Source organism: Kocuria sp. SL71 (assembly GCF_026672465.1).
GTDB lineage: Bacteria > Actinomycetota > Actinomycetes > Actinomycetales > Micrococcaceae > Kocuria > Kocuria palustris.
In genome coordinates this window covers 1675237-1686849 of record NZ_JAPPRE010000001.1, presented here as the reverse complement: position 1 = coordinate 1686849, position 11613 = coordinate 1675237, and the positions used below count along the sequence as shown (strand labels likewise).

Sequence of the window (11613 nt, the reverse complement as noted above, 5' to 3'; positions counted from 1 at the left end):
CGCGAGGATCAGTAGCAGGAGGCGAGCCGGCCGTTGGGGCCATCGATCACGGTGATGGGGGTGTCGAAGACCTCGGTGAGCACCTCGTCCGTCAGGATCTCCTGCGGCGTGCCGAAGCGTGCGATCTGCCCGTCCTTCACCGCACAGATGTGATCGGCGTAGTGCCCGGCGAAGTTGATGTCGTGCAGCACGATGATGATCGTTCGGCCGAGCTCACGGCAGGCGGAGCGCAGGAACTGCATCATCTGCACCGAGTGCTTCATATCGAGGTTGTTCAGCGGCTCGTCCAGCAGCACGTGATCCGTCTCCTGGGCCAGGACCATGGCCACGTAGGCGCGCTGGCGCTGGCCGCCCGAGAGCTCGTCCAGGTACCGGTTCTGCAGCTCGGTGAGGTGCAGGAAGTCCAGGTACTTCGAGATGATCCGCTCGTCCTCCACGTTCAGCCGTCCCCCGGAGTAGGGGAAGCGCCCGAAGCCCACGAGCTGGCGCACCGTCAGGCGGGTGACGTAGTGGTTCTCCTGCCGCAGGATCGACAGGATCTTGGCCAGGTCCTTGGACTTCGTCCTGGCGACGTCCATCTCCGCCACCCTGATGACCCCCTCGTCGAGGGACAGCAGGCGTCCGATCATGGTCAGCAGCGTCGACTTGCCGGCGCCGTTGGGCCCCACCAGCGCGGTCATGCCGCCGGTGGGGATCTCGAGGTCGACCGGGCCGATGCGGACCTCGTCGGTGTAGTGCTTGCGGACAGTGTTCAGGGTGATCACAGGCGTCCCTTTCGCAGGATGACGTACAGGAAGACGGAGCCGCCCACGAGCTCGATGATGATCCCCACGACGCCCTGGGCGTAGAAGACGTGGTGCATCAGGAAGTAGGCCCCGGAGAGCACCACGAAGCCGATGAGCATGGCGACCGGGAAGATCCGTCGGTGGTCGTAGGTGTCGGCGAACTGGTAGGCCAGCGTGGCCACCAGGAAGCCCAGGAAGGTCAGCGGGCCCACCAGGGCGGTGGAGACGGCCATGAGGATCGAGATCAGGAACAGGATCCGGATGGTCTCCCAGCGGTGGTTCAGCCCCAGGTTGTTCGCGACGTCGGCGCCCATGGCCACGACGTTCAGCCGCCGGGCCGACAGCCACAGCGCCAGCCCCGCGGCCAGGCACAGGGGGATCGCGATCGGCAGGAGGCTCGCATCCGCGTTGGACACGGAGCCGAAGAGCCGGGCGTTGAGGACGTCGAACTCGCTGGGGGTCAGCAGACGCTGCATGAAGGTCGACACCGAGCCCAGGCCGCCGCCGATGATGATGCCGACCAGCAGCATGACGTGCATGCTGCCCCGGCGTCCGGCGAGCAGCCAGGTGTACAGGGCGGTGGCCAGCAGGACCATCAGGCTCACCTGGACCACGAACTGGGTCATGCCGCTGAAGGCCACCAGACTGGCGGCTCCGGCGAAGTAGACCACGCCCGTCTGGATCGCCACGTACAGGGACTCGAAGCCCATGATCGACGGAGTGATGATCCTGTTGTTGGTGGCGGTCTGGAAGCTCACGGTGGCCATGGCCTGGCAGAACGCCACCACGCCCATCACGATCACATTGGTCAGCCGCAGCTCGGCGATGCGCCAGAACCCCGGCGTGCCGAACGGCAGCGGGTTGTCCCAGGCCAGCAGACCGCCGGCGAAGAGCACGGACAGCGCGAGCAGCACCACGACCACGATGACGTAGCGCCGGCGGGCGGCGGGGGTCGCGAAGGCCCCGGCGCTCGAGCGCTGGGCCTTGGCGGTCGTGGGTCTGGCGACTGTCATCCGGGGGTCCTCCATCAGGCGCTGCGGCGCTGGCGCAGCAGCAGGGCGACGAACACGACGGCTCCGACGATGCCGAGGATCACGGAGACGGGGATCTCGAACGGGGCGATCAGCGTGCGCCCCAGCAGATCGCACACGGTGACGATCGCGATGCCCAGCAGGCAGACCCAGGGAAGGTTGGAGCGCAGGTCGTCGCCGCGGATCATCGAGACGATGTTGGGCACGATCAGCCCCAGGAACGGCAGATTGCCGACCACGACGGTCACCACCCCGGTGGCGATCGCGATCAGGATCGTGCCGAAGAGGATGATCCGGCTGTAGTTCAGCCCGATGCTCGTGGCGATGTCCTCGCCCAGCCCGGCGGCCGTGAGCCTGTCGGCCACGATGAACACCACGACCACGACGGCCGCCACGATCCACAGGACCTCGTACTGCCCGCGCAGCACCGAGGTGAAGCTGCCGGCGAACCACACGCCGAGGTTCTGCAGCATGTCGGTCTGCAGCGCCAGGAAGGTCGAGACGGAGCCGACCACGGCGCCGAGCATGATGCCGACGATGGGCACGATCAGCGACGAGCGCAGGGACACCCGGCGCAGGAAGAGGAAGAAGACCATCGTGCCGATGAAGGCGAAGAGGATGGCGGTTCCCATGCGCGTCATGAGCGTGGCAGACGGGAAGACGATCATGGCGGTGAGCAGGCCCAGCCCCGCCCATTCGGTCGTGCCGGTGGTCGTGGGCTCCACGAAGCGGTTCTGCGTCAGCAGCTGCATGACCAGCCCGGACATGGACATGGCCGCCCCGGCCAGCACGAGGGCGATCGTGCGGGGAAGGCGGGTGATGCCGAGCATCTCAGCGCCGCCCTCCGAGCCGAGGTCGTAGACCCCCGTGAACAGGGACAGGACCAGCAGCCCTGCGACCGCTGCGGTCGCCAGCCACAGCTTCCAGTCGAGCAGGGCTGCGGCGAGCCCGGATCGTCGGGTGCTCGCCTCGGCGCCGGTGCGGGCTTCGGTCATCGGGGTCCCCTCAGCATGGTCGGGCGGTGCGGAGGCATGCGCCTCGTCCCGGGAGGCCGGGCACGAGGCGCATGCCTCAGCGGCGGCACCTGCATCGGGCCTCGACGCCGGTGCCGCCGCTGACAGATCAGCAGGTCAGCTGCTCGTGGACTCGAAGGCGTCGGCCAGGCCGTTGAAGATCTCGGTGTAGGTCTGGATGCCCTCGTTGGTGTAGGTGTCCGCCGGAGCGTAGTAGATGTTTCCCTCCTTCACGGCGGTCACGTCCTGCAGCGCCTCGGACCGCTCGATGACCTCGGCGGCGGGGGTGGCGCCCTCCTCCGAGCTCACGCCGGCGTCGCGGTCCAGGACCACGATCCAGTCCGGGTCGGAGTCGGCGATGGCCTCGACGGAGATGTCGTCGCCCTGGTGGTCGTCCGAGGCGCCTTCGACCTCGAGGGCCGGGGTGAAGCCGAACTCGTCGAACAGCGGCCCGAAGGTGCGTCCCACGCCCGGGGCGATATAGCCGATCTCGCCGCCGGAGACGTTGACGGCCATGACGGTGTCGCCCTCCTGATAGGAGTCGGACACGCGCTGGGCGGCATCGTCCAGGCCGCCGTTGAGCGAGTCGGCCTCCGAGGTCTTGTCGAAGATCTCGCCGATGGCCGAGGTCTGGCGCTTGAGCTCCTCGAAGAAGTCCTCGCCCTCGCGGGGCTCGAACTCCACGATCGCGGCATCCGGGACGAGCTCGGCGATCTGATCGTGGTAGTCGCCGAAGCGCTGGCCGTTGACCACCAGGCTGGGCTCCACGCCGGCGATGGCCTCGAGGTCCGGCTCGCGGTGATTGCCGATGTCGACGACGTCATCGCCCTGCCAGCACTCGACCGTCTCCGGCAGCAGGGGCTTGGGCGCCGCGGCCAGCTCGACGTCCCACTCGCACAGGGTCTCGAACGTGCGGTTGTCGGTGGCGACCACGTTCTGCGGCGGCAGCGCGACGGTCTCGGTGCCGAAGTTGTCCTCGACCTCGATGCTGTCGGTCTCCCCGGAGCTGCTCTGGCTGTCCGAGTCGCCGGAGCCGCCGCAGGCGGTGAGTCCGAGGGCCAGGGCCAGGGGCAGGGCGGCCAGTGCGGCGCCGGAGCGGTGGCTGGGTGCAGGCATGGGAGCATCCTCTTGTCTGTCGACGACGTGGTGGCCGGGCAAGGTGAGCCTCACCTTGACTAGGTCAGGGTTACCTTACTGGTGACCTTAAAGGATTCTCCCAGCTGTTGCCAGGGCTTTCCTCGGAGTCCGCGGGCCGGCCGGGAGTCGTTCCGGGGCATTCGTTCCCCCGCGGTGCGCAGCTGGCACTCGCCTTGACCGACTGCCAGCGCCGTCTCTAAGGTGGCTTTAGCACTCGCCCTCGGGGGGTGCTAAGGGATTCGGGCCGATCGGCACCGCGACGACGGTTGGCAGATCCTCTGGCGCACCAGCACCGGGGTCCTCGCAGCAGCGGGGAGCAGCACCTCGGCGGGGCGCCGTGACAGCTTCAGCAACACTTCGAATCCATGAGAGAAGGAGACATCGTGTCGATCTCCATCAAGCCGCTTGAAGACCGCATCGTCGTCCAGGTCGTCGAGGCCGAGCAGACCACCGCCTCCGGCCTGGTCATCCCGGACACCGCCAAGGAGAAGCCCCAGGAGGGCAAGGTCATGGCCGTGGGCCCGGGCCGCGTCGACGACTCCGGCAACCGCATCCCGGTCGACGTCAAGGAGGGCGATCTCGTGATCTTCTCCAAGTACGGCGGCACCGAGGTCAAGTACAACGGCGAGGAGTTCCTCGTCCTGCCGGCGCGCGACGTGCTGGCCGTCGTCGAGAAGTGAGCCTGACGACCCCCTGATCACCTCAGGCGGTCCGAGCAGAGGGCGCCCGCCGCGTGCCCCGCGGTTGCGCGGGTCCGCATGGCCGGCGCCCTCTCTCGTCGATCAAGACCCCAGTCATCCCGACGGGCCCGCGCCCGTCGATCCCGAAGGAGAATCCGGCCCATGGCCAAGCAGCTGCTCTTCCGCGAGGACGCACGCAATCAGTTGAAGGAGGGTGTCGACCGCCTGGCCGACACCGTCAAGGTCACCCTCGGCCCGCGCGGCCGCAACGTGGTCCTGGACAAGAAGTGGGGCGCCCCCGTCATCACCAATGACGGCGTGACGATCGCCCGAGAGGTCGAGCTGGACGACCCCTACCAGAACCTGGGCGCCCAGCTCGCTAAGGAGGTCGCGACCAAGACCAACGACGTCGCCGGCGACGGCACCACGACCGCCACCGTCCTGGCGCAGGCGCTCGTGGAGGAGGGCCTGCGCAACGTGGCCGCCGGCGCCGCCCCGGGCCAGATCAAGAAGGGCATCGAGGTCGCCGTCCAGGCGGTCGCCGATCGCCTGCTCGAGGACGCCCGCGAGGTCTCCGGCGACGAGGTCGCCAAGGTCGCTGCGATCTCCTCGCAGTCCGAGGAGATCGGCGAGCTGATCTCCCGGGCCTTCGAGGTCGTGGGCAAGGACGGCGTGATCACCATCGAGGACGGCTCCTCCACGGAGATCGAGCTCGAGGTCACCGAGGGCATGCAGTTCGACAAGGGATACCTGTCGCCGTCGTTCGTCAAGGACGCCGAGCGCCAGGAGGCCGTCATGTCCGACGGCCTGATCCTGCTCTACCAGGGCAAGATTTCCTCGGCGCAGGAGCTCATGCCGGTGCTCGAGAAGGTCGTGCAGACCAAGAAGCCGCTGACGATCATCGCCGAGGACGTCGAGGGCGAAGCCCTGTCCACGCTGGTCGTCAACAAGCTGCGCGGCACCCTGGACGTCGTGGCCCTGAAGGCCCCGGGCTTCGGCGACCGCCGCAAGGCGATCATGGAGGATCTGGCGGTTCTCACCGGCGGCACCGTGGTGACCTCCGAGCTGGGCATCGCCCTGGACCAGGTCTCCCTGGAGCAGCTGGGCTCCGCCCGCACGGTCACCGTGACCAAGAACGAGACCACGATCATCGACGGCGGCGGCACCGCCGAGGCGATCTCCGAGCGCGTGGACTACATCCGCGGCCAGGTCGAGCGCACCGATTCCGAGTGGGACCGCGAGAAGCTGCAGGAGCGCCTGGCGCGCCTGGCCGGCGGCGTGTCCGTCATCAAGGTCGGCGCGGCCACCGAGGTCGAGGCCAAGGAGCGCAAGCACCGCATCGAGGACGCCGTCTCCTCGACCCGCGCGGCCCTCGAGCAGGGCATCGTGGGCGGCGGCGGCTCGGCGCTGGTCCACGCCTCCGCGGCGATCGACGACGTCAAGGCCCAGCTCGACGGCGACGCTGCCGTGGCCGCGGACATCGTGCGCCGCGCCCTGCGCCAGCCGCTGCGCTGGATCGCGCAGAACGCCGGCCAGGACGGCTGGGTCGTGGTCTCGCGCGTAGAGCAGATGGAGCTCGGGCACGGCTACGACGCCAAGGCCGATCAGTACACCGATCTGCTGGCGGCGGGCATCATCGATCCCGTCAAGGTGACCCGCTCTGCGCTGCAGAACGCGGCCTCGATCGCGGCCCTGGTGCTGACCACCGAGACCTTGGTCACCGACAAGCCCGCGGAGGACGATCAGGACGGCCACGGCCACCAGCACTGATCCGGAAGCTGCGGCGCTGACAGCGGCCGCAGCAGGCCGAGGACAGGCCCGGCTCCCGTCGCACTCGCGGCGGGAGCCGGGCCTTCTGCGCACCTCGGACGATGCCGCGGGCGGGCAGCCTGCGCTGGTAGGTTAACGCCCGTACTTCCCCCGGAGGCTGCGCAGGCATGCAGGCTTCCGCATGACCCGCTGCCGTGGCCGCAGCACGGAGGAGAGGCATGTCCGAGCAGCAGGAGACAGGCGGCACCGCGGACGACGCCCGCCGCCGGGAATCCGTGGCCAGGTACTCCGGCTTCCGCCCGGAGATCCAGGGGCTGCGCGCCGTCGCCGTGATCATGGTCGTGCTCTACCACGTCTTCCTCGGGCGGGTCTCGGGCGGCGTGGACATCTTCCTGCTGATCTCGGCGTTCTTCATGACGCTGTCGTTCGTGCGCAAGCTCGAGGGCGGGCGCCCGCTGCGGATCGGACGCTACTGGCTGCACACCTTCAAGCGGCTGCTGCCGCTGGCGGTGCTCACGGTGCTGGGCACCCTGGTGCTGGTCGCTCTGTTCTTCCCGGCCTACCGTGTCGAGGAGGCCCTGCGTCAGGCAGCGGCGGCCCTGACCTACACCGAGAACTGGGTCCTGGCTCTCACCTCGGTGGACTACTACGCCGCCGACCGCTCCACGGCCAGCCCGTTCCAGCACTTCTGGTCCCTGTCCGTCCAGGGCCAGGTCTTCCTGCTGTGGCCGCTGCTGTTCGGACTGACCTGGCTGCTGACCCGCGGCCGGTCCCGCCTGCGGCCCGTGCCTGTGCTCGCGGTGCTGTTCAGCGCCATCTTCGCCGCCTCGCTCGTGTTCTCGATCGTCACGACCGCCACCCAGCAGGAGTTCGCCTACTTCGACACCCGAACCCGGCTGTGGGAGTTCGCCCTGGGCTCGCTGCTGGCCTTGGCGCTGCCCTTCATCCGACTCCCGCGGTGGCTGCGCGTGGTGCTGGGGTGGGTGGGGTTCGTCTCGATGGTGCTGGTGGGCCTGCTGGTCGATGTGCAGGGGGCCTTCCCCGGCTGGATCGCCCTGTGGCCCCTGCTCTCGGCGGCCGCCATCATGGTCGCCGGGCAGACGGACTCGCGCTTCGGCCTGGACCGGATCTTCGCCGCCAAGCCGCTGGTGCGCCTGGGGGACTCCTCCTACGCGCTCTACCTCGTGCACTGGCCGCTGCTGATCACCTACCTGGTCATCCGCGACCGCCCGGAGGCGGGGCCGCGCTCCGGGGTGGTGCTGATCGTGCTCTCGCTCGCTCTGGCAATCCTGGCGACCAAGCTCATCGAGACGCCGCTGAAGAGCTGGAAGTGGCCCGAGGCCACCAAGCTGCGCCTGGCCGGAGCGGTCGTCGTGTGTCTGGCGGTCGGTCTGGGGCCGGTCCTTGCCTGGCAGCAGAGTCTGCGCGCGGACGTCGCCGAGGCCCCGGACGGCCCCACGGCCTCGAACCCGGGTGCGCTCGTGCTGCGAGACGACGTGCAGACCGCGCCGGATCCCGACGCCCCGACGATTCCGCTGGCCGCCCAGCTCGACGACCAGGCGCCGGACCGGGGCGCGGCATGCCCGAGCGAATGGGACATCCCCGTCGGATCGCAGCAGTGGTGCCGCGAATCGGTGCCCGCGGAGGACCCGTCGCAGACCGTGCTGCTGATCGGCAACTCGCACTCCGAGCACTGGCTGGACGCCCTGCGGCCGGTGGCCGAGGCGAACGGCTGGCGGGTGGTCAGCTACATCAGGCCCGGCTGCTATTGGACGAGCCACGAGGACCAGCTCGATGACGAGTGCGGCCCCTGGCTCGACGGCTCCATGCCCCTGGTGCATCAGATCGACCCGGATCTGATCATCACCCAGTCGACCTTCACCAACGCCGAGGGCGAGTACTACAAGCCGGACTACGACCAGCGCGTGCGCGAGGTCACGGGCGAGGGCTACCGCGTCCTGGGAGTGCGCGACATCCCGCGGTTCGATCAGGCTCCGCCGGAATGCGTCATGGAGGAGGGGTCCGCGCAGGCTCCGCAGTGCCAGAAGACCCATCCCATGCTCGGACAGCCCGATCCCATGCAGCCGCTGGCCGAGGAGCTGCCGCTGTACGCCGAGATGGACATGACCGATCAGATCTGCCCGGAGGGGACCTGCCCGCCCGTCATCGGGAACATGTACGTGCAGTGGGACAGCGGGCACCTGTCCATTCCCTACTCGCGCTCGCTGGCCTGGACCTTCGGCGACCGCCTGGCCGCAGCCTTGGCCGGGGACGGCGTGGTCGTGGAGCACCAGCCTGCTCTGCCGCAGCTGCAGTGAGGGCCGCCTCGGCAGGCGGAGGGGCCGAGGGCCCGTGAAGGGTCCTAGACTGTCCTCTCGAAACCGCACCGCGCCCGGGAGCCGCCGGGGCGTCGGCCGTGCCGTCGATGGAAAGGTCCTCCCCGTGTCAGAAGCCCCCGTCCCGACCGCCCTGTCCGAGGATCCGTTCGGCTTCGTCGGACTCACCTACGACGACGTCCTCCTGCTGCCGGGCAGCACGGATGTCATCCCGTCGGAGGCCTCCACGCGCACGCGCCTGTCGCGGCGCATCGAGCTCGAGACGCCCATCATCTCGGCCGCCATGGACACGGTGACCACCGCCAAGATGGCGATCCAGATGGCCCGCCTGGGCGGCATGGGCGTCATGCACCGCAACCTGTCGATCGCGGATCAGGCCGAGAACGTGGACCTGGTCAAGCGCAGCGAGTCCGGGATGATCACCGATCCCGTGACGGTCAGCCCGGAGGCCACCCTGCGCGAGCTCGACCGCCTCTGCGGCTACTACAAGGTCTCGGGCCTGCCCGTGGTCGAGGACGGCACCCGCCTGGTCGGCATCATCACCAACCGCGATACCCGCTACCTGCCGGAGTCGGACTTCGACACCCGCACCGTGCGAGAGGTCATGACCCCCATGCCTCTGGTCACCGGGCGCGTGGGCATGCCCAAGGAGGAGGCCTTCAAGCTGCTGGCCTCCAACAAGCTCGAGAAGCTGCCCCTCGTGGACGATCAGGGTGCGCTGAGCGGGCTGATCACCATCAAGGACTTCACCAAGGCGGAGCAGTACCCGCGCGCCACCAAGGACGACGAGGGCCGCCTGCGGGTCGGTGCGGCCGTCGGCTTCTTCGGCGACGGGTGGGAGCGGGCCATGACGCTCGTCGAGGCCGGCGTGGACGCCCTGTTCATCGACACCGCCAACGGGCACTCCCAGGGCGTGCTGGACATGATCGCCCGGCTCAAGGCCGAGCCGTCGGCCGCCCACGTGGACGTGATCGGCGGCCAGGCCGCCACCCGGCAGGGCGCCCAGTCGCTGATCGACGCCGGGGCCGACGGCATCAAGGTCGGCGTGGGGCCGGGCTCGATCTGCACCACGCGCGTCATTGCCGGCGTGGGCGTCCCGCAGATCACCGCGATCAACGAATCCGCCAAGGCCGCGATCCCGGCCGGCGTGCCGCTGATCGCCGACGGCGGCCTCCAGCACTCCGGCGAGATCGGCAAGGCGCTCGTGGCCGGGGCGGACTCGGTCATGGTCGGCTCGCTGCTGGCCGGCACCGATGAGTCCCCGGGCGATCTGATCTTCATCAATGGCAAGCAGTTCAAGGCCTATCGCGGCATGGGCTCGCTGGGGGCCATGCAGACCCGGGCCGGGAACACGTCGTTCTCCAAGGACCGCTACTTCCAGGCGGACGTGGGCTCGAACGAGAAGCTGATCCCGGAGGGCATCGAGGGCCAGGTGCCCTACCGCGGCCCGCTGTCCTCGGTGATCCACCAGCTCGAGGGCGGTCTGCGCCAGACCATGTTCTACACCGGCGCCCGCTCGATCGAGGAGATCAAGCACAAGGGCCGCTTCGTGCGGATCACCTCCGCCGGGCTCAAGGAGTCGCACCCGCACGACATCTCGATGACCGTCGAGGCCCCCAACTACAAGCGCTGATCGGACCCGATCCGGCGCTGGAGACAAGGACGCTGACGTGAACCTGAACTACGACATCGAGATCGGCCGCAGCAAGCGGGCCCGTCGGACCTACTCCTTGGACGAGGTCGCCCTGGTGCCCTCGCGGCGCACGCGCGACCCCCGCGAGGTCTCGACGGACTGGCGGATCGACGCCTACACGTTCGAGACCCCCTTCCTGGGCGCGCCCATGGACTCGGTGACCTCCCCGGCCACCGCGATCGCGCTGGGGCGCATGGGCGCCCTGGGCGTCCTGGACCTCGAGGGGCTGTGGACCCGCTACGACGATCCCGAGCCGCTGCTCGAGGAGATCGCGTCCCTGTCGGGCGAGGACCTCCCGGCCGCCACGCGCCGCATGCAGGAGATCTACCGCGCGCCGATCCGCCCCGAGCTGATCACCCAGCGGCTGGGGGAGATCAGGGAGGCCGGCGTCATCGTGGCCGGCGCCCTAACCCCGCAGCGCACGCAGGAGCACTACCGCACCGTGCTCGAGGCGGGCGTGGACCTGTTCGTGATCCGCGGGACCACCGTCTCGGCGGAGCACGTGTCCCAGGCGGAGGAGCCGCTGGACCTCAAGCGCTTCATCTATGACCTCGACGTCCCCGTGATCGTCGGCGGAGCGGCCGGCTACACCCCGGCCCTGCACCTGATGCGCACCGGCGCCGCCGGCGTGCTCGTGGGCTTCGGCGGCGGGGCCTCCATGCGCACCGAGCAGGTGCTGGGCATCCACGCAGCCGGCGCCTCGGCCATCTCGGACGTGGCGGCAGCTCGCCGGGACTACCTGGACGAGTCCGGCGGGCGCTACGTCCACGTGATCGCCGACGGCGGCGTGGGCACGTCAGGGACCATCGTCAAGGCCCTGGCCATGGGCGCCGACGCCGTGATGCTGGGCACCGCCCTGGCTCGGGCCGAGGAGGCTCCCGGGCGCGGCTGGCACTGGGGTGCTGAGGCCCATCACGGCGAGGTCCCGCGCGGCGTGCGCACGCGCGTGGGCACCGCGGGGCCGCTGCAGGAGGTTCTGCACGGGCCCTCGAGCCAGGTCGACGGCAGCTCCAACCTGGTCGGCGCGCTGCGCCGGGCCATGTCGACCACCGGCTACCTGGACCTGAAGTCCTTCCAGCGCACCGAGGTCGTCGTCCACGGCTGAGCCGTCGGGAGCGCGGAAAGGGGCGCGCACCGCTGCGGTGCGCGCCCCTTCGCGCGTCCCGGG

At 69.5% G+C, this 11613-nt stretch carries 9 protein-coding genes; 5 read left to right on the top strand and 4 right to left on the bottom strand.

The genetic code is table 11. From position 1 onward, the window contains the following. Positions 1 to 8: 8 nt before the first annotated feature. The 4 genes from OVA15_RS07525 to OVA15_RS07510 all read right to left on the bottom strand — a co-directional run bounded on the left by OVA15_RS07525 (position 9) and on the right by OVA15_RS07510 (position 3945). Positions 9 to 764, bottom strand: a complete 756-nt coding sequence (locus OVA15_RS07525) for an iron ABC transporter ATP-binding protein (protein WP_259872591.1) — start codon at positions 762 to 764, stop codon at positions 9 to 11. Beyond that, positions 761 to 1798 carry an iron chelate uptake ABC transporter family permease subunit gene (locus tag OVA15_RS07520; protein ID WP_144421662.1) on the bottom strand — a complete coding sequence of 346 codons (1038 nt, stop codon included), beginning with the start codon at positions 1796 to 1798 and terminating at the stop codon, positions 761 to 763. Before OVA15_RS07520 ends, OVA15_RS07525 begins: the two co-directional genes overlap by 4 nt. Positions 1799 to 1812: 14 nt before the next feature. Further along, entirely contained in the window at positions 1813 to 2811 is a 999-nt protein-coding gene (locus tag OVA15_RS07515) for an ABC transporter permease (protein WP_024289960.1), read from the bottom strand. 135 nt (positions 2812 to 2946) lie between these two features. After that, entirely contained in the window at positions 2947 to 3945 is a 999-nt protein-coding gene (locus OVA15_RS07510) for a siderophore ABC transporter substrate-binding protein (RefSeq protein WP_268144121.1), read from the bottom strand. Positions 3946 to 4349: 404 nt separating this feature from the next. Here OVA15_RS07510 and groES point away from each other — a divergent pair, with 404 nt between their 5' ends. The 5 genes from groES (at position 4350) to OVA15_RS07485 (ending at position 11550) form a co-directional block, all read left to right on the top strand. Next, positions 4350 to 4646 (top strand): co-chaperone GroES, encoded by a 297-nt coding sequence (gene groES / locus OVA15_RS07505; RefSeq protein WP_024289962.1) that lies wholly within the window; start codon positions 4350 to 4352, stop codon positions 4644 to 4646. 162 nt (positions 4647 to 4808) lie between these two features. After that, positions 4809 to 6416: a chaperonin GroEL gene (gene groL / locus OVA15_RS07500; RefSeq protein WP_268144120.1), complete on the top strand. Its 1608-nt coding sequence runs from the start codon at positions 4809 to 4811 to the stop codon at positions 6414 to 6416. Between the two features lie 218 nt (positions 6417 to 6634). Beyond that, on the top strand, positions 6635 to 8734 hold the full coding sequence (locus tag OVA15_RS07495) for an acyltransferase family protein (RefSeq protein ID WP_053447797.1): 2100 nt from the start codon (positions 6635 to 6637) through the stop codon (positions 8732 to 8734). Positions 8735 to 8858: 124 nt separating this feature from the next. Continuing rightward, a complete protein-coding gene (gene guaB / locus OVA15_RS07490; RefSeq protein ID WP_024289965.1) occupies positions 8859 to 10385 on the top strand; it encodes an IMP dehydrogenase in 1527 nt (508 codons plus the stop codon). A gap of 43 nt (positions 10386 to 10428) precedes the next feature. Continuing rightward, complete coding sequence (locus OVA15_RS07485; RefSeq protein WP_024289966.1) at positions 10429 to 11550, top strand: GuaB3 family IMP dehydrogenase-related protein; 1122 nt, start codon at positions 10429 to 10431, stop codon at positions 11548 to 11550. Positions 11551 to 11613: the final 63 nt, after the last annotated feature.

What these genes read in the sequence shown, in the direction of transcription:
- OVA15_RS07520 (WP_144421662.1), bottom strand. Translation starts at nt 1,798, where the DNA reads ATGACAGTCGCCAGACCCACGACCGCCAAGGCCCAGCGCTCGAGCGCC.
- OVA15_RS07495 (WP_053447797.1), top strand. Translation starts at nt 6,635, where the DNA reads ATGTCCGAGCAGCAGGAGACAGGCGGCACCGCGGACGACGCCCGCCGC.
- OVA15_RS07515 (WP_024289960.1), bottom strand. Translation starts at nt 2,811, where the DNA reads ATGACCGAAGCCCGCACCGGCGCCGAGGCGAGCACCCGACGATCCGGG.
- groL (WP_268144120.1), top strand. Translation starts at nt 4,809, where the DNA reads ATGGCCAAGCAGCTGCTCTTCCGCGAGGACGCACGCAATCAGTTGAAG.
- OVA15_RS07510 (WP_268144121.1), bottom strand. Translation starts at nt 3,945, where the DNA reads ATGCCTGCACCCAGCCACCGCTCCGGCGCCGCACTGGCCGCCCTGCCC.